Here is a 16268-nt window from a genome sequence, read left to right as displayed (position 1 = left end):
TTGTGCAGAGGCTGCCATTGAATGGTTAACAAAACCTAATTTCCCGTCCATGACGGTATCAGATTTTTTAACCCCTTTCTACACCCTCTTGAATCTAATGACGAATCACAGACCAAAATTCCTAATGCAACACATTAATAACCTGGACTAAGTGACTCCAGGGACTCATCGAGGCGGCTTCGCTTCGGCGGCCGGAATTTTTACCCGGCCTTAAGTCCTGACCCGTATGATTAACAATGCCCGTAAACGAATGGTTACCGTCGGCAAAAAACTTTAGGGTTTTGTTTCCCATAGTTCGGGGAATGCCGGTGGACATGGGCAGAGCTTGGGCCTTTCCAGGCGGTTTGGACGATATGTGCGGGTGTGCGTTTCCGGGAGTACCGAATCATGAAGTCACGTGAAAACCTCGTTCGGCTGAAACAGTTTCAGGTGAATGAGAAGCGGCGTCAGCTTCTGCAGCTCGACATGATGATCGCCGAGTTCGAACGCATGGCGGTCGAACTGGAGCTTCAGATCACCGCCGAGGAAAAGAAAGCCGGCATCACCGACATCAACCATTTTGCCTATCCGACCTTCGCCAAGGCGGCGCGTTTGCGCCGCGACAACCTTAGAAATTCGCAAAGCGACCTCGCCCAGCAGCGAAGCGCTGCCGAATCATTACTCGGCGAAGCTGAAGCGGAGCTTTCCAAGGCTGAAATGCTGGAATCGCGCGACACCAAGATCCGCGAGACCGAAACCGGCGGCCGCAGCGCCATGATCGGCTGACATCCGCGTCCCGAGCGCGTCCGCCCGGCGCGCGCAACCTACCGGGCGACGGCCTCGAGAGGGTGAACCGGCTCTAGGCGGCCCAATCCCCTTCATTTGCGGCAATCGCCCTTGCGCGGGCATCCTTGATGTCCGGTGCGTGCTGCTCGGCCCATGACCTGATCTGGGTGAGCAATCCCGCCAGGTTCTGGCCAAGCTCGGTCAGCTCATATTCGACGCGTGGCGGAATAACCGGATAGACCTCCCGCCGGACCAGGCCGTCGCGCTCCAGCACGCGCAATGTCTGCGTCAGCATCTTGGGCGTGATGCCTTCGAGCTTGCGGGCAAGCTCGCCATTGCGCTGCCGACCTTTGCGCAGCGCGCAAACCACCAGATAGACCCATTTGCTGGCCAGCATCTCGAGCACGGTGTGCGACGGACATGTCCGTCGGAACGCGTCATAGCCCAAGCGGCAATTGTCTTCACTATCCATGGGGTACCTATTTATCAAAAAGGTACATACTGGACAAGAGATTATTACTATCCAAATGATAGTGGCAGCAATCAAGCAGGAGACACCCCATGCGTGCCGTTGTCCAGAATACTGTCGGCGGACCCGACGTCCTCGTCATTGCCAACCAGCCTGATCCCTCGCCCGAAGCCGGCGAGGTGCTGGTTCGAGTCAAGGCCGCCGGCATCAATCCCGTCGATGGCGCCGTACGCGCCGGCTATTATCCCTTGCTTGGCGAGCCGCCCTTCATCCTCGGCTGGGACATCTCGGGGACGGTCGAGGCGCTGGGCGACGGCGTCACCGCCTTCAAGGTTGGCGACGAGGTGTTCGGCATGCCGCGCTTCCCCAAGCAGGCAGCGGCTTACGCGGAACTGGCGGCTGTCCCCGCGGATGAAATAGCACTCAAGCCTAAGAGAGCCGACCACATCCAGGCCGGCGCATTGCCATTGGCGGGCCTTACCGCCTGGCAAGGCCTTGTCCGCCATGGCGGACTGAAATCGGGCCAGCGCGTGCTGGTGCATGCGGGTGCCGGCGGTGTCGGCCATCTGGCGGTGCAGATCGCCAAGGCGCGCGGCGCTTACGTCATCGCCACCGCCAGCCCGAACAAGCTCGATTTCGTCCGCAAGCTCGGCGCCGACGAGGTCATCGACTACAGCAAGGGCGATTTCACCAGCCAGATCAGCGACATCGATCTGGTACTGGAGCCAGTGGGCGGCGACCATGCCGATCGCTCGCTGAAGGTCATCAAGCGTGGAGGCGTGCTGGTGTCATTGCTTAATGTCAACGACGCCACGCGAGCCGATGCCGCCGCGCGCTACATCCGGGTCGAGCGCATGTCCGTCGTGCCCGATCGCGAAGGCCTGGTCGAACTTGGCCGCTTGATCGATGCGAACAAGCTCACCGTCCATGTGGCGAAGAGCTTCCCGCTTGAAGAGGCCGGCGCTGCCCACGCCTTTCTCGCGACCAGGCCGATCGGCAAGGTGGCGCTGACGGTCTGACCGCCAGAAATTGCTCGAAAAACACCAGAAACCGTTTCGAAAAACAAAGGGCGCGGAATGCCGCGCCCTTTGACCATGTTCAGGCCGGCTCTAATGCCGGTATTGCTGGATGCGCGTGGTGCGCAGCCCGGCCAGACCGTATTCGTCGATCGACGCCTGCCAGGACAGGAATTCCTCTGTGGTCAGCTTGTAGCGTTGGCAGGCCTCTTCGAGGCTCAAAAGTCCGCCACGCACCGCCGCGACCACTTCCGCCTTGCGCCGGATGACCCAGCGACGCGTGTTCGTCGGCGGCAGATCGGCAATCGTAAGGGGGCTGCCGTCAGGCCCGATAACATACTTGACTCTAGGTCTAACCAGATCGGTCATCGTACTCTCTACAAAAAACTCAAAGACCCAATCCCCGCCACGTTACCGCCACAGCTTTAAAAATTGCCTAAGCAGACCCTAATGACTAGGTAAGGATCGTGAACGCCGCGTTAGTCTTTTCGCCGGCATTTGAAATATCTGGCTGGAAGCCTTGAATTGGCCGGGAAAATCCGCCTGGTCGCAGATCGGCCACAAGCCGTGAATTGGCTCGTGAATTGGCCTGCAAGCTGGCGCCGCCGGAAAGCTTGACCTATATTCTCGACATTGGCATTCAGGTGCCGCGCAGAATGAAAGCACCATGAACAGTCTCGATCTTCCCGGACGTCCCGAAAACACCCGTATCGTCGTCGCCATGTCGGGCGGCGTGGATTCGTCCGTGGTCGCCGGCCTGCTGAAGCGCGAGGGCTATGACGTCGTCGGCGTCACCTTGCAGCTCTACGATCATGGCGCGGCGACGCACCGGGCCGGTTCATGCTGCGCCGGACAGGATATCGACGATGCCCGCCGGGTCTCCGAGACGCTCGGCATTCCCCACTACGTGCTCGATTACGAGGAACGGTTCCGCAAGGCGGTCATCGACCCCTTCGCCGAGAGCTACGTCGCCGGCGAGACGCCCATCCCTTGCGTCTCCTGCAACCAGACAGTGAAGTTCGCCGATCTTCTGGCCACCGCCAAGGAGCTGGGCGCCGATGCGCTGGCCACCGGTCACTACATCCGCTCCGGCGCCAACGGCGCCCATCGCGCGCTCTACCGGCCGGTCGATGCCGACCGCGACCAGAGCTATTTCCTGTTCGCCACCACCCAGGCGCAGATCGACTATCTCAGATTTCCGCTCGGCGGCCTGTCGAAGCCGCAGGTTCGCGCCATTGCCGAGGAGATGGGGCTGACGGTTGCCGCCAAGCAGGACAGCCAGGACATCTGCTTCGTGCCGCAGGGCAAATATTCCGACATCATCGCCAAGCTGAAGCCTTCAGCCGCCAATCCGGGCGACATCGTCCACATCGACGGCCGCGTGCTCGGCCGCCATGAAGGCATTCTGCGCTACACGATCGGCCAGCGCCGCGGCATCGGGATCGCATCCGGCGAGCCGCTCTATGTCGTCCATCTCGACGCCGAACGGGCCCGCGTCGTGGTCGGCCCCCGCGAGGCGCTGGAGACGCACAAGATCTACCTGCGCAACATGAACTGGCTTGGCGACGGGCAGCTCACCGATATTGCCGCAGGCGGCATCGAGTTGTTCGCCAAGGTCCGCTCGACCAGGCCGCCGCGCCCGGCGGTGCTGCGCCACGAGGCCGGCGTGACTTCGGTTGAATTGGCCGACGGCGAGTCCGGCATCGCGCCCGGACAGGCCTGCGTGCTCTATTCCGACGACGGCAACGAGGCCCGCGTCTTCGGCGGCGGCTTCATCGAGCGCTCCGAGCGCGGCGCCGAGGCCGAGGCCATGCTGAGCCGGCTTGCCGCAAGGCCGGCCCAGATTCCGGCCGAGTAAACTCTACCCTCCGAGACCGTTTCGAAATTCGCTCTGGCGAGTCATATGGTGGTGATTTCGAGAACCGGAGCGCAGCGGACATTTGGGTCCGTGAGCACCGGAAGCGCAGAAAACGCCGTCAGATGGCCGCCAGAGTAGAGTTTCCAAACGGTCCCTCAGGACTTGGTGTGGGTGACCGTGCCTGCCGTCAGGATGCGCAGCACCCTGATCGCTTCCTCGCCGCTGGTGCGTGGCTCGGCCCGCGTCTCGATGCACTGGATGAAATGCTCCAGCTCGCGCGTCAGCGGCATGCCTTGCGCGACCGCGACATAGGACGGCTCGTTGGTGGTGAACGCCCATTGGCCGCTGTCCTGCCACACCGCATGGCGATAGACGGCAAGCTTGCGCTCCCATGGCTCCACATCGTCGAACACCGCCATCGCCTTGGTGCCGACCACGGTCAGCCGCCGCTCGCGATAGGGATTGAGCCGTGACGCGAAGAGGTGGCTGCGCAGGCCGTTGGGAAAGCGCATGTGCAGATGCGCGAAGTCGCTGAGATTGTCGAGCAGGGCCGCCCCCTCGCCGCGCACCTCGATCGGCTCGGTGCCGGTGATGGCCAGGATCATCGACAGATCGTGCGGCGCCAGGTCCCACAGCGCATCGTTCTCGGTGTGGAACTTGCCGAGGCCAAGCCGGTGCGAGTGGATATAGCGGACCTCGCCGAGTTCGCCCTTGTCGATCAGTCCCTTCAGCGTCTCGAAGGCGGGGTGAAAACGCAGGACATGTCCCACCATGAAGACGCGGCCATTGTCCTTGGCCGCCTGCACCGAGCGCTCGGCATCCGCGACCGTCAGCGCGATCGGCTTCTCCACCAGCAAATCCTTGCCACTTTCGGCGGCGCGCACGGAAAGGTCGGCATGGAACTGCGGCGGCAAGGCCATGACGATCGCGTCGATGTCGTCGCGGACGAACAGCTGGTCGGGCTCGATCGCCAGGCAATCCTGTTCGCTGGCAAAGCCTTCGGCGCGCGCGCGATTGGCGTCCGAGACCGCGTGCAGCGCGCCGAGTGCCTTGAGGGTGCGGATATGGTTGCTGCCCCAGTATCCGCAACCGAGGACTGCAATGCGCGGCTTCATCTGTTTCAAACTCTAAAAACTCGTGGCCGAGACATAGCGACGTGCCCCTTCGAACTCAACCCCGGCGGCTGCAACCAAATGTCGGCGCGGCAAAGCTTTTTTCGGCAATGAGAATATGCGGCGATATGGAATGCTTCGAAGCTTGACAGGCTCGCCCTCCCAACCTTATATCCGCGCGACCTTGGCGAACGCCTCGAAATGCCTTTCGGTTTAAGGCGCATTTCGGGCCTTTCGCCGCCCTGGCGGGGTAGCTCAGTTGGTTAGAGCACGGGAATCATAATCCTGGGGTCGGGGGTTCAAGTCCCTCTCCCGCTACCAAATTTCTTCAAAGAAAATCAGCAACTTAGGTGCCATACAGCGCGCCTCTGTTGCTGTTTCCATGTCACGCCATGTTGCAAACCACTACCGTTGATTTCCAACGGTTTCCTGCGACTATCGGCAGGTCCATGCGACATGGATGCGACATGGGGAGGGGGATATGCGGGCGTTTCTCGGCATCGCTCTGGCTGCCTTGGCCGGCTGCTCGAACAGCGAACCTCGATATCAAGTTTCACAGGGATCTATCGCGGCCTACATGAACCCTGGCCAGTCGCAGCCGACCACGGTGTTGCTTGACCGACAGACTGCTCAGACATGGTACTTGGTGCGCACAGCCACCGGTGAAGTTACTTGGCTTGCGCTCGGTGAGCCGATGGCAAAATAGAAAAGCCCGCCACCTCTCGGCAGCGGGCCAAAATTCCCTACGTCGGGAAATTTCTGCGGGTGGAAACCCTATTGGATGCAAGAGCCCGGCGGGTAGTGCTTGGGGTCGTAGCACGACGGCGAGACTAGCCGGAAATGTTCGCAGTCCCGGATAGGCATCATGCCGAAGATATTCCGGTAAGCGTAGTGGAACGGCACGACTATCATGTCGTTGCTCAGCTCTACCGCTGCTGAAAGCCGGGTCGGGGTCTGGCCCATCACGCCACCGCCTGACCGGCCGCGGCAAGCCGCCTGATGTCGGCGGCGATCGACACGAGCGCATCGTTTTCGCAGGCATTCTGCAAATCCATAGTTTCTGCCACCCGCAACTTGACCAGGATACCCTCCAAGGTGTTGGCGGGCACTGCTAGAATTCGCCCTGCGACGTCATACTGTGCCGAAATGCTGGCCTCGAAAGCGTCTTCCGCTGCGCTGCCGCCGACCTCGCGCTGTATCTCGTCAACCTTGGCACGGTGCGCTATTCGCAAGGTTTCATACGCGGTTCTCTGTTCCCCAACCGCTTTTCTCCATGCGGCATAGATGGGCGGGAGCTTGCTGTCCCATGTGTCTCCAATCGTCGCTGACGCGAACGCCTCCCTTACGTCTTCCGGCATGTGCGGCTCTTCCCATATCGCCGGCGCCGACGGGTAGAGCTTCGCGCACTTCTTATCCAACCTCCTGCAGGCCCTTAGAGCCTCTTTCATTGCGGCAGCAGCCTTGTCCATTTCCTTGTCGAGCAGGAACAGCTCGGCGTCGGGGTGCTCGGCCGGAGCGGCATGCGCCCTCGGCATGACAGCAAGCGCTCCCAGGCCAGCCGCAGTTGCCCCTGTGCCCAGCAGCAGGCGCCGCCGGTCGATCGTTGTTGCCTTCGTGTTCATGGTGGTCTCTCTGGATTTACCGGCTTCTCACGGCCGGGCTGCCAGCGGTCAGCACTGGCGCCGGGAGGGTGAGAACATGGCCAGAGACCATGCGCGACGGCTTTTCCCTTTCGGGTCTTGTATAGCCGCCGCTCTCCCGGCATAGTGGTGCCGGTCGCGCCGACGGCTGTCAGCACGGTCGATTTCGTAGACGGACTGATCCCGGCAAGGATCGCCTCGCCTACGCTCTGGTTGCTTCAGGCCCGGCAAAGGCCATCAGCGGGAGTTCTCACGCTCCGCCTGCAACGTTCCGCTTATTCGGTCATTTCGTCAAGCCGCTCCCTTCGGGAGCGCGGCTTGCGCGCGCGCACGGATTGCGCGATGTTGCCAGGGGGCAAATGGAGGGGCAAACAAAGTGAAGACTTATTTTCTCGTGGCAACCGCATTCGCTGTGGCGATTGGCTTCGTTTCAAAAGTTGAAGCATCCGACTGCAACGTCTCGAAAGATCAATACATGGCTCTTTCGACCGGGATGTCATATCCGCAGGCGGTGCAACTTCTAGGATGTAAGGGAGAAGAGCTTAGCCGAAGCGACATGGCTGGCTATGTGACCGTGATGTACATGTGGGACGGCGATAGTCTGGGCGCCAACATGAACGCCATGTTTCAGAACAATAAGCTGATGATGAAGGCTCAATTCGGGCTTAGGTGATTATTGGGGGGGCAGTCGATGCGCGCGATACTCGGAATTCTTGGAGCCCTTCAAATAGGCGCCGGCATTCTCGTCTATATGGTCGCCAAGTCAGCCATTCACGAGATTCTTGGATCAGTCTCGTTTGGGATGGGTGTCATGGCGATCGGGCTGTCCGGCGTCATCTCATTGCTTGAACAGCAACTCGCGATTTTCGAACGGCTGGGGAAGCCAAAGGCCCGGGGAGAGCAAGCGTGAAAGTCGGGTGGCGTGACGCGGGAAAGCCCGAAACGGCCGGAGAATATCCCTTTCGGGGAGGATTGCTGACCGTTCGCCAGAGGGAAATTGACATTTGGAAAGAGCATCCAGAGGCGGTTTTCACGGTCGCTGAGTTGCGCAGTACCCCGCGCTTGTACGCCTTGGGTCACTGGGAGTAGCAGCCCGCCAGCGCGCGTTTCCGCTGGCCGCTGTCTCAGGCCCGCTGATGCTTCCCGCGTCCTGGCGCTTCTCTGTTGGACAAGCGCCAAATCGTCAAGCACGCCCTTGCGGGGGCGAAGCTTTGGCATGATACCCGACAGTCTGGAAAAAGCAGTGTGGGAGTTACGATCTTGGAAGATGGCATTTATTCAATCGCGGCAACGGCCGAGAGTGGCGCATCTATTCTGGTGCTGAGAATTGGAAACGGCATTATCCAAGGCAACGACACGTCTGGCGCGCGCTACCGTGGCACAATCGTTCAGAAAGACGACTGTTTGCATGTGTCCCTTGATGTCACGTTCCCGCCTGGCAATTTTGGCATTTGGGGAACGTCGCCAGGCGAGACCTTTCAAACGCGGCCGTTCTTTGCAGTCGTCCCTGAGAGTTTCTTCCGGGATCGGGTACCCTTCACTCTGCCTGGATATGACATGACCCTGACGGCGGTCCGGGTCCCGGACGATAAGGGTTTTCTCGCCGACGACGATGGTCTCGACCAATATATCGACCTTCTCGGCGATGTTCGGAAAGCTTGGGCGGCGCGCTAAAAAATGCCGGCGTCGAGTTCAATCCCAGAGAACGGCGGTGGCGCTGGCGTGAGGCTGAAGAAATGAGGAAAAAACTGCAGAAGGCGCGGATCGTCGATAGCGTCGGCATGGGTACGGTTGCATCCACAAGGGCGAATAGGGACATGCAGCCCCGAGAGAAGATTGAAGAGACGATCGTCAATCTCGCTACCGTCTTGGGTTTCAATACGATCGAACGGCAGACCATTCGAGACGCCACCGAAATGTACAGGGTCGGCGACGTGCCCTTTCAGCGAGGCGCCAATGTTATCCTCGATCTCTCGCGCATCCTGCTTGGCAGGCAATCTCCGGTCGAGTGAAGGTTCGCAACCAAAAGTTAGGCCGCGCCCCTGTCCGCTGAAATCGTCAAGCACTCCTCGGCCTCGTCCAGCCCCGCTTGCGTGCGCTTCAGGGTTGCGCAATGCTATCGGTAGGAGGGCGTGGGCATGACAATCGACAAACTCTGTGCTGCGCTCACCCTTTGTCTCAGCCTAGTTCTGTCGGGTGTCGCCAGCGCAGACGACAAAGCGTGTTCGAGAGCCGCGAAAGTCGCTGAACATCTCATGATGGCGAGGCAACGGGGCGTGTCGCTTGAAGACGCTTTAGAGGTTCTATCCTCCTATCCGGCCAGCGCCCAAAAATTCGTGCGAGCTCTCGTGATGGATGCTTATTCCGTCCCGCGCTTCAACACCCCCGAATATCAGCAGCGAGCGACTGGCGAGTTTCGAGATAAGGCCCACCTCGCCTGCCTAAAGGTTCAATGAACAAAGGGAGACTTTGCCAACATGGCCGAGCGCAGTGGCAAGACCGCATATCCAAGGATTGGGGTCTGGTTCGACCTCGCAGCTGGCGACATCCACCTTAGCATCGAAGGCCACGGCCTTTCGACGGTGAACCCAAATGCGGCAAGCGCCAGAGGTAACCCGCATCTGTTCGACAAGCTGGCGAAGGCTCTTCGCGACAGTGGCAAGCCTCATCCGACAATCGTAGAATAGCTTCCGTGGCGCCATTGCCCTACTCGTTTCGTGCTTGGCTTTTTCTCCAGGCCCTGGATGACATTCAGGCTGCCTACACGGCCGCCGCAAAAGCCCTTGGCAGCCGCCCGGATGAAATCGAGGAGGAGGTGCGCCGGCGGCTTGGTATTGGGGCGACCGATGCCTTCCCTGATCGAAACGACGACGACGACGACGACTACGTCGGCCACCTTTACGATGAGGCCGTCGGCTTGGAGGAGCGGGCCGACAGAGGGGCACACTATGTGCGCAAGGCGTTCCTTATTGCCCTGTTTCATCACTGGGAACGGCATTGCAACGCCGAACTCAAACGGACAGACTATGGGCACCCACGGGGATGGCTAAGCCAACGAGGAAAGAGCGCCTACGCTAAGGAAATCCTCGAACTGGAGCGAGCGGCCAACTGCGCCAAGCATGGCCCAGGGCACTCTTGTCAGAACCTATTCAAGATGGCGCCGGGGTTATTCCCGACAGTCACGACGGCGGCAAAGGCAAGCGAACGGACACTAGCGATCGACAGTTCGACGCTGGAGCGGTTCTTCGACGTCGTGCGAAAAGCCGCCTCTTAGCGCCGGCTGATCCGCAGAAACCGCCGGCTAAATGGCATCCGACGCCCGCCTGTAGAACCCAAAGCCGTTAGTGGACAGGCAAACCCACGACTGCGGCCCACGCTTGAACGACGGTTGCGGCTACGCCAATGCCCGCGATTGCCAGGCCTACGAGCGCGAGCCGTCTTTCATAATCGGAAAAACGTTTCTCGGTGATGATGCGCTTGCCATCCCAGAATAGTTCGTTCGTCTTTTCGTCTATCCCGATCAGCACTAAGCCGCTGATGCTGACTGGCGTGACCTGTGGTGGCCAGTCCGCAGGTCGAGGCGGGACAACGTTATGGGCGAACCTGTGCTTCCGCGCGATACCCCAATCAATGTGAGTTATGCCGTCGACGATTTTGGTGCTTTGCTGTTCCTGTTCTGTCATTCACAGCCCCCTCTCGAACCGTCCACCAAACCATCGAAAGGCATCAGCGGCATGAAGACCTGGCGCCGGTCCCGGCCAGCGGCCTTGCACGCCGAGCAGCCCGACAAGATCCTGCCCGGCGCCCGTCAGTTGGCGGTTAAATCCCCTCACCATGGGGATTAGGTTGGAACCGACTAGCCTGTTTACCAGTTGACAAGGTGCGTAGTTTACATACTTATGCCGGGTATGCATACAGTATCAGAACTGAAAGCTTTCCGCAGGGCGGCGCAGGCAGCCGGGATGTCCGACGAGGACATTGACGACTTCGTCGACCACATAGCAGCGAACCCGGATGACGGCGAAGAGATCGTCGGAACGGGTGGCTGCCGGAAGGTAAGGTTTTCGATTCGTGGCAATAACAAAGGCAAAAGCGGAGGCGTTCGCACGATAACATTCTACACAGGCACAGATCTTCCGGTTTTCCTCATTACCGTTTTTGGGAAGAGCCAAAAGATCAATCTTTCCAAGGCCGAACGTAACGGGCTGAGGGCATTTACGGCTGCCATTGTGGATGAATATGCGCGACGCGTCCAACCGCTAGCTGTAGGTGGAGAAAGAGCATGAGCAAGAAGGTATTCGATCAGATCGCGGAGGGCCTGCAGGAAGCGCTTGCCGTCGCACGCGGCGAGTCCGAGCCCTACAAGCTTCATGTGCCGGCCGAGATTGACGTGAAGGCCATCCGTGCGAAGACTGGCCTTTCGCAGAAAGATTTCGCTTCTACATTCGCTTTCGGCTTTGATCAATTGAAGCAGTGGGAACAGGGGCGCTCGCGCCCGGTCCAGGCAATGCGGGCCTATCTGCTGCTAATCAATTCTCGACCGATTGAGATGGTCAAGGCGCTTCGCGGTTTGCATAGCGAAATTATAAACGAGCCGCCGGCTCGCAAGTTCGGCTGAGATACGATCCAACCCCGGCGAGAGGCCGGGGTTTCTCGCCCGATTACCTTCCGAAGTAACACATGCAAAGACCTCCGCGGTTTTGGCTTGTCGGGCTGCCCGTCGGCGGCCGCACCGGCCCTGTAGTGTTCCACCGGATGAACTCGACTTCCTTCCCGGTCACTTCCCGCACAGCCTTCAACAGCACCTCGTGCAGGACGCGCGTCTGCCTGTAGTGGTCGCAGTGTGGCGATATGAACGGCTTGATGATGCTTAGGTGCAGCGCTTCCGCTGCCGCTACAAAGCGCTCGATTTCAGCCTGTGATAATTGCTTGGAAGGTTTTGATCTGGCCATGGTAGCGAACTCCGTTTGAGGGTGATCGCCGCAACGGGAGGATTATATTCCTGATCGATATTGGGCTGGCAAGCGCTGGCTATTGCTTATCCCGGAAATCGAGCAGCTTGGCGTGGCGGAGCTTTTCCTCGCCCTTCAGGAACCGCACGCGACCGACGAGACCTGGCTTCAGCCATTCGGCCTTGTCGCTCTTGATCCCCACAGGCGGCGGACCGCCTACCTTTCCTTGCACGCGGTCCCATAGGCGCTGGCGCATATCGGCCTTGAAGGTAACGAAAGCGCCGCCGGCATATCTGCCCTTGTCGGCCATGAGCACCATCGCGGGCTTTCCCGCCTCGCGCTGCACCCCGATGATGTCCATTTCCTTTTCGGCATAGCACTTGATCTTGCGCCAGTTCATCGTCGGGCCGCTGCGGTAGACGCTGTCCTTACGCTTTGAGACCATGCCCTCCAGCCCTGCCCTGTCCACCCGGCTATAAACTGCGGCCCCGGTGCCGGGCATGGCTTTGCTGACCTGAATGCGGCCGACGGCTGGAATCAGTTCCTGCAGGATTTCGCGGCGGTCTTCCACCGGCATGTTGCGCAAATCATGCCCGTTCAGGTGCAGGAGATCGAACGCCACCAAATACAGGTCGCGCGACGGCTTACGGCGGGTGACGGCTGATTGCAGGGCGTAGAAGTCGGGCAAGCCGGCCTCGTTGACCGTGATTGTCTCGCCATCGACGATGAAACTTTCCGCCTCGATCGCCTCCGCCTCTCCGGCCAGTTCGATATAGCGGCCGGTCCAGTCGTAACCGTTCTTAGTGAACAGACGGATCCCGTTTTCATCCTTGATAATCTGGGTGCGATACCCGTCAAATTTGATTTCATGGAGCCATTCGTCGCCCTGCGGTGGCGTGTCGACCAGCTCGGGTTCCATGGGCTTGATGAACTTCAGTGGCATGCGCTGACTCGCATAGTGCGATTCAATTAGCGCGCGCTAAAATGGTTCCGGAACATTTTAGGCAAATTGAAAGTTCGACGGGGATGACGAAGCTATCCGATCTTGGACCACCAATCCCCGGCAAGCAGCATGGCGACGAGCCGGCCGACGAGAATGACAATTTCTATACCTGCCCGACTTGCGGGCAGCGGGTCGACATGCGCGACCTGCGCCAGGTGATCTGGCACGAACGGCCAAAGCACAAACCGCTCCTCCTATTGGTAGATTAGGCGGCGACACAGGGCGCCTCCTAGATCATCTCTCCAAGATGGGACCAAAGTCCCATACGGCGGGCGCAAAAGTCCTATCACAGAAACATAAGGTGTTCCGTTTCATTGACACCGGAACTGACGGGCAAACGTCCCTTCACCGTCAGTTCACAAGATGCCCGCCGCCTCCTGGTGAGGCAGCGGGCATTTGTTTGCGGAGAGCAGTATGCAATTTGGAGAGATCATCGCGAACGTCTTTGCTGCCGCCCTTCTCGCGTGCGTGCTGGCAGCCGTATTGTTTCTGTTTGGAGGGCCGATTTGGCCCGAGCCCAAGGCCAGGATGGTAATCCTTCTCCCGGCCGATGCCAGGACGACGGCTTCAGTCAGGAAAGGCAACGAACCGAGTTTGCCAGAGACGTTTGATATCAAACGCGCGCTGCCCCGACCCAAACTGCAATAGACGCCCCCGTCTGCTACCTTAGGCATCCCTAATGAATGATTCGTGAGGGTGGCGGTGTCGTATCAGATACGTGAGCTTCTGGCGGGGCGCGTGATAGCGGAATTTCGCGCGGAAGGGCCGACATCTTTTCGTGCAGCGGAAGTGGCAACAGGTCGACCTTTGACGCTCCACAGGACGGGAGACTACTTCATCGAGGTGACTGACGAGGCCAGCGGGAGAGTGTCCGAGTTTCAGTTCGCCGACTTGCTGTACTGAACAACCAGGCGCTGCGAGCCGCCAGTGGGTCCGCCCCCACTGGCAGGCAGAGGCGGACCCGGCCGAGGGTTGGGGCCACTCGGCTGGCAGCGGGGGACGCTGCCGCCTTTAAAACCTGCTTCGAAATATCAAGTTCCGCTAATGCACAAAAAAGCCCGCCACCGGGTGGCAGCGGGCAGGGTCTGGAGTGCTGGGATCAACCAGCATAAGGTCAACGAACCGCGGCAGGGTTGGTTGCGATAGTCGGGCGGACGCATGTCGACCGGCCAACGCTCGGTTCACCCGCCCACTGCGTCCCCCTCGCCCTTGTGTGCCCGCCTGTAGCCAGCCGCATGCATTGATGGGCCATGCTGGGTGATAGGCCCTCCTGCTTCTCGACCCAGGGGCCGAAGTGACCATGAGGCAGCGATGCCTTCTGGTGGAGCAGCCATCGGCCGATCGCCAGCTTCTGCCCATCGGATAGGTGCCCGCGGGGAATGGCTCGAGTGTCGGCCGGCTCCGGATCTGCCAGCGGCGCGACATTGCTCGGGGACATGAGAGCAAGATAGGCACGGTGCACCTCTGCCTGCTTATCGGCCGGCAGCTTGTTGAACTGGCGCACCGTCATCCCGCAACCGATGGCCAGGACGGCGGTGTGGCGCTCCTCACCACGAAGGCGCCTCAGCCGCTGGCTTTGCCATTGGTTGGGGAGCCGATAGGTGCCGATGTCTTCGATCTCGATTTCGGTGAAGGGAGTTCTCGCAAGCATGCCGCGCCTCGCTGTGAACGTGGCGGATATTGCATAAGTCGCGACTTATAGGCAAGCCGGCATGCCGCTCGCCCCAGCCGCCCGCACATCGGATGAATACCCCGGTATATCTCTTGAACGCGTCGGTTCTATACATTTCGGATCAACGTGCATCGAAATTTACCAGAACAACTGTCATCACTTGCAGAAATACTCACTTTAGGAGATGCTGATTTAAAGCCTTGGGAGGGCTGGGGGATGAACAGAAAAATGTTGATGGCACTCGTTGCCATTGCGCCGCTGTGCGGCTGTCAAACAAGCAATCAGGCCGACTACATGCAAATAGGGTACGGGCCGAGTTTCGACGTGGCCCATGCTCAGTGCGAGATGCAGAAGGGATCGGTTGACCAAGGCTATATTGCCATCGGCTCTCCGGGCTTTGTTGCGGGCGCCGGAATCGGCAATGCCCTGGGCAACTTGGCTGCAGAAGATCAGTACATGAAGAATTGCCTTATCATAAACGGCTGGAAGCGCGCGCCGCACGGACAGGGCGCCGCGGCTGCAGCAGCCGTTGCAACCGGGGCGCCACCGACGCCATATGGCATACAGCGCGCGCCCGGCAGCTGGATCAATACGGCGCTGCTTGATTGGTCGGACGCGAACAAGAAGTGTGCCGCCGGTGACAAAGCTGCATGTGGAACTCGAACGAAGCTTGGGGCGCGACTTAGGGCTGCCGGCATCAATCCGGCACCGGTCTGATGGCCCGAATTGCACCTTGGGATTGGCGTGCAAGGCATGCTGACAAGGCACCACCGATCAGCCAACCTCTCGGGATCATCAACAACCAAGTGGCGCAGAGCTATCAGTGATATCTCGCGCCGACGACTTCCACTTGCTCTGCACGCTCGCGGGCTTCGGGTCCGACTGGTACAGCCTAGCGGGCCTCTTGCTCGATATCGCAGGTTTCTTCACCCTGTGGCTGTCTGCCGAGCACAAATTGACGCTCTCCGAATCGGCTGAAACACACCGGAGGCAAGCTGCAGCGATAGCGGACAGGGCAGATCAAATCGAATGGGAGGCCGGTCGCAAGATGGCTGACCTCCAGAGCAAGGCGCCACGCATAGGCCTGGTCCGTAAGCTCAGGGACATCGAGGATTTTCAGCGGTCGTTTGAACGGGCTAGCGCCGAGTTGCACCGGGAATCAGGAAGAGCCCGGGATAGCTTGCGCCGGTCCGCCGACCTTGCTGCTAAGCGCGGCGAGGAAATTTCAATCCTGGGGCTCAATGTTGAACGGCGTGCGCTGAATTTGTCGGCAATGCTGATCCTAGCTGGTTTTGTTTTGCAGGTCGCGGGCAGCTTCCCAGGATGCCAATAAGTACGCCGCTACACGGCCGCTAGAGAGTGGGAAATAATCGATGGCTAAAGCCGGCTTGAAGTTCGGAGCGAATTATCCCCAAGCGACTATGACGATCTCGCTGATGAGAGACGACGTCGAGATTGACTCCTTTGAAATTCCGATTGGCGAGCTTGCCAGGACGTTTGGCACTGCGTTGGGTCTTGCTTCCAAGGCCTACGATTTTAACCGCCAAGCTAATCCACAAACTGTGCAGCAACCTGCGGCCGATCAATTCACGTCCGTTCGGTGCTCAGGATGGAACGTTGGGCCTGGGGCCACTGAAGACACGCTGTCACTGATATTCTATTTTGGTGAGGTCGTTCTAGGAATACAGGTTCCTCAAGGACAGGCAAGGTTACTTGGGCAACGTATTCTGACAGCGGCAGCAGGAGGGTCTGCTCAGTAGCATCGTCGTCCATCTTCAATT

Annotated in this window: 24 protein-coding genes and 1 tRNA gene; 16 read left to right on the top strand and 9 right to left on the bottom strand. The window is 59.6% G+C overall.

Annotation, left to right across the window (positions count from 1 at the left end; translation table 11 throughout):
• Positions 1 to 387 precede the first annotated feature (387 nt).
• Entirely contained in the window at positions 388 to 765 is a 378-nt protein-coding gene (locus AC0NIH_RS10865) for a flagellar export protein FliJ (protein WP_013893381.1), read from the top strand.
• A 73-nt stretch (positions 766 to 838) separates the two neighbouring features.
• Here the strand turns inward: AC0NIH_RS10865 and AC0NIH_RS10860 are convergent, their stop codons facing one another.
• Positions 839 to 1237 carry a winged helix-turn-helix transcriptional regulator gene (locus AC0NIH_RS10860; RefSeq protein ID WP_473468300.1) on the bottom strand — a complete coding sequence of 133 codons (399 nt, stop codon included), beginning with the start codon at positions 1235 to 1237 and terminating at the stop codon, positions 839 to 841.
• 89 nt (positions 1238 to 1326) lie between these two features.
• On the opposite strand from AC0NIH_RS10860, the gene AC0NIH_RS10855 reads away from it, so the two are divergent.
• Positions 1327 to 2253: an NADP-dependent oxidoreductase gene (locus AC0NIH_RS10855; protein WP_473468302.1), complete on the top strand. Its 927-nt coding sequence runs from the start codon at positions 1327 to 1329 to the stop codon at positions 2251 to 2253.
• Positions 2254 to 2343: 90 nt separating this feature from the next.
• On the opposite strand, the gene sciP is transcribed toward AC0NIH_RS10855, so the two are convergent.
• Positions 2344 to 2619, bottom strand: a complete 276-nt coding sequence (gene sciP / locus AC0NIH_RS10850; RefSeq protein WP_006203587.1) for a CtrA inhibitor SciP — start codon at positions 2617 to 2619, stop codon at positions 2344 to 2346.
• A gap of 298 nt (positions 2620 to 2917) precedes the next feature.
• Between sciP and mnmA the strand changes: the two genes are divergently transcribed.
• A complete protein-coding gene (gene mnmA / locus AC0NIH_RS10845; RefSeq protein ID WP_473468303.1) occupies positions 2918 to 4108 on the top strand; it encodes a tRNA 2-thiouridine(34) synthase MnmA in 1191 nt (396 codons plus the stop codon).
• Positions 4109 to 4263: 155 nt separating this feature from the next.
• On the opposite strand, the gene AC0NIH_RS10840 is transcribed toward mnmA, so the two are convergent.
• Positions 4264 to 5223, bottom strand: a complete 960-nt coding sequence (locus tag AC0NIH_RS10840; RefSeq protein WP_023765280.1) for a Gfo/Idh/MocA family protein — start codon at positions 5221 to 5223, stop codon at positions 4264 to 4266.
• 241 nt (positions 5224 to 5464) lie between these two features.
• On the opposite strand from AC0NIH_RS10840, the gene AC0NIH_RS10835 reads away from it, so the two are divergent.
• Positions 5465 to 5541, top strand: a tRNA-Met gene (locus AC0NIH_RS10835).
• A 641-nt stretch (positions 5542 to 6182) separates the two neighbouring features.
• Here the strand turns inward: AC0NIH_RS10835 and AC0NIH_RS10830 are convergent.
• Positions 6183 to 6842: a hypothetical protein gene (locus AC0NIH_RS10830; protein ID WP_473468305.1), complete on the bottom strand. Its 660-nt coding sequence runs from the start codon at positions 6840 to 6842 to the stop codon at positions 6183 to 6185.
• Between the two features lie 394 nt (positions 6843 to 7236).
• On the opposite strand from AC0NIH_RS10830, the gene AC0NIH_RS10825 reads away from it, so the two are divergent.
• From AC0NIH_RS10825 to AC0NIH_RS10815, 3 genes are all read left to right on the top strand, one after another.
• A complete protein-coding gene (locus AC0NIH_RS10825) occupies positions 7237 to 7533 on the top strand; it encodes a hypothetical protein (RefSeq protein ID WP_473468306.1) in 297 nt (98 codons plus the stop codon).
• 18 nt (positions 7534 to 7551) lie between these two features.
• Complete coding sequence (locus tag AC0NIH_RS10820; protein WP_473468308.1) at positions 7552 to 7770, top strand: hypothetical protein; 219 nt, start codon at positions 7552 to 7554, stop codon at positions 7768 to 7770.
• A gap of 254 nt (positions 7771 to 8024) precedes the next feature.
• A complete protein-coding gene (locus tag AC0NIH_RS10815) occupies positions 8025 to 8534 on the top strand; it encodes a hypothetical protein (RefSeq protein WP_473468309.1) in 510 nt (169 codons plus the stop codon).
• On the opposite strand, the gene AC0NIH_RS10810 is transcribed toward AC0NIH_RS10815, so the two are convergent.
• On the bottom strand, positions 8531 to 8926 hold the full coding sequence (locus tag AC0NIH_RS10810; protein ID WP_473468312.1) for a hypothetical protein: 396 nt from the start codon (positions 8924 to 8926) through the stop codon (positions 8531 to 8533). The genes AC0NIH_RS10815 and AC0NIH_RS10810 overlap by 4 nt on opposite strands.
• A 72-nt stretch (positions 8927 to 8998) precedes the next feature.
• Here AC0NIH_RS10810 and AC0NIH_RS10805 point away from each other — a divergent pair, with 72 nt between their 5' ends.
• The 3 genes from AC0NIH_RS10805 to AC0NIH_RS10795 are packed head-to-tail and all read left to right on the top strand — an operon-like array spanning position 8999 to position 10134.
• On the top strand, positions 8999 to 9316 hold the full coding sequence (locus AC0NIH_RS10805) for a hypothetical protein (RefSeq protein ID WP_473468314.1): 318 nt from the start codon (positions 8999 to 9001) through the stop codon (positions 9314 to 9316).
• Positions 9317 to 9337: 21 nt separating this feature from the next.
• A complete protein-coding gene (locus tag AC0NIH_RS10800; RefSeq protein WP_473468316.1) occupies positions 9338 to 9547 on the top strand; it encodes a hypothetical protein in 210 nt (69 codons plus the stop codon).
• Positions 9548 to 9552: 5 nt separating this feature from the next.
• Positions 9553 to 10134, top strand: a complete 582-nt coding sequence (locus AC0NIH_RS10795; RefSeq protein WP_473468319.1) for a hypothetical protein — start codon at positions 9553 to 9555, stop codon at positions 10132 to 10134.
• 67 nt (positions 10135 to 10201) lie between these two features.
• On the opposite strand, the gene AC0NIH_RS10790 is transcribed toward AC0NIH_RS10795, so the two are convergent.
• On the bottom strand, positions 10202 to 10543 hold the full coding sequence (locus AC0NIH_RS10790; RefSeq protein ID WP_473468321.1) for a hypothetical protein: 342 nt from the start codon (positions 10541 to 10543) through the stop codon (positions 10202 to 10204).
• 279 nt (positions 10544 to 10822) lie between these two features.
• Here AC0NIH_RS10790 and AC0NIH_RS10785 point away from each other — a divergent pair, with 279 nt between their 5' ends.
• Both AC0NIH_RS10785 and AC0NIH_RS10780 read left to right on the top strand, forming a co-directional pair.
• On the top strand, positions 10823 to 11146 hold the full coding sequence (locus AC0NIH_RS10785) for a type II toxin-antitoxin system RelE/ParE family toxin (protein WP_474025211.1): 324 nt from the start codon (positions 10823 to 10825) through the stop codon (positions 11144 to 11146).
• On the top strand, positions 11143 to 11478 hold the full coding sequence (locus AC0NIH_RS10780; protein ID WP_473468323.1) for a helix-turn-helix domain-containing protein: 336 nt from the start codon (positions 11143 to 11145) through the stop codon (positions 11476 to 11478). The genes AC0NIH_RS10785 and AC0NIH_RS10780 overlap by 4 nt, the downstream gene beginning before the upstream one ends.
• A 43-nt stretch (positions 11479 to 11521) precedes the next feature.
• On the opposite strand, the gene AC0NIH_RS10775 is transcribed toward AC0NIH_RS10780, so the two are convergent.
• Complete coding sequence (locus AC0NIH_RS10775) at positions 11522 to 11812, bottom strand: hypothetical protein (protein ID WP_473468325.1); 291 nt, start codon at positions 11810 to 11812, stop codon at positions 11522 to 11524.
• Between the two features lie 79 nt (positions 11813 to 11891).
• Entirely contained in the window at positions 11892 to 12755 is an 864-nt protein-coding gene (locus AC0NIH_RS10770) for an ATP-dependent DNA ligase (protein WP_473468327.1), read from the bottom strand.
• Positions 12756 to 12838: 83 nt separating this feature from the next.
• Here AC0NIH_RS10770 and AC0NIH_RS10765 point away from each other — a divergent pair, with 83 nt between their 5' ends.
• Positions 12839 to 13024 (top strand): hypothetical protein, encoded by a 186-nt coding sequence (locus AC0NIH_RS10765; protein WP_473468328.1) that lies wholly within the window; start codon positions 12839 to 12841, stop codon positions 13022 to 13024.
• 905 nt (positions 13025 to 13929) lie between these two features.
• Here the strand turns inward: AC0NIH_RS10765 and AC0NIH_RS10760 are convergent.
• A complete protein-coding gene (locus tag AC0NIH_RS10760; RefSeq protein WP_473467798.1) occupies positions 13930 to 14466 on the bottom strand; it encodes a hypothetical protein in 537 nt (178 codons plus the stop codon).
• Positions 14467 to 14703: 237 nt separating this feature from the next.
• Between AC0NIH_RS10760 and AC0NIH_RS10755 the strand changes: the two genes are divergently transcribed.
• The 3 genes from AC0NIH_RS10755 (at position 14704) to AC0NIH_RS10745 (ending at position 16247) form a co-directional block, all read left to right on the top strand.
• Positions 14704 to 15204, top strand: a complete 501-nt coding sequence (locus tag AC0NIH_RS10755; protein ID WP_473467801.1) for a hypothetical protein — start codon at positions 14704 to 14706, stop codon at positions 15202 to 15204.
• Positions 15205 to 15391: 187 nt separating this feature from the next.
• Complete coding sequence (locus tag AC0NIH_RS10750) at positions 15392 to 15820, top strand: hypothetical protein (RefSeq protein ID WP_473467803.1); 429 nt, start codon at positions 15392 to 15394, stop codon at positions 15818 to 15820.
• A gap of 40 nt (positions 15821 to 15860) precedes the next feature.
• The gene (locus AC0NIH_RS10745; RefSeq protein ID WP_473467806.1) at positions 15861 to 16247 is read left to right on the top strand and encodes a hypothetical protein; all 387 of its coding nucleotides are present in this window, start codon (positions 15861 to 15863) and stop codon (positions 16245 to 16247) included.
• The last annotated feature ends 21 nt before the right edge of the window (positions 16248 to 16268 follow it).

The sequence above is a fragment of the Mesorhizobium sp. WSM1386 genome (assembly GCF_055901595.1).
Note: the sequence above shows the minus strand (reverse complement) of the source record. Positions and strands in the feature narration are given on the sequence as shown.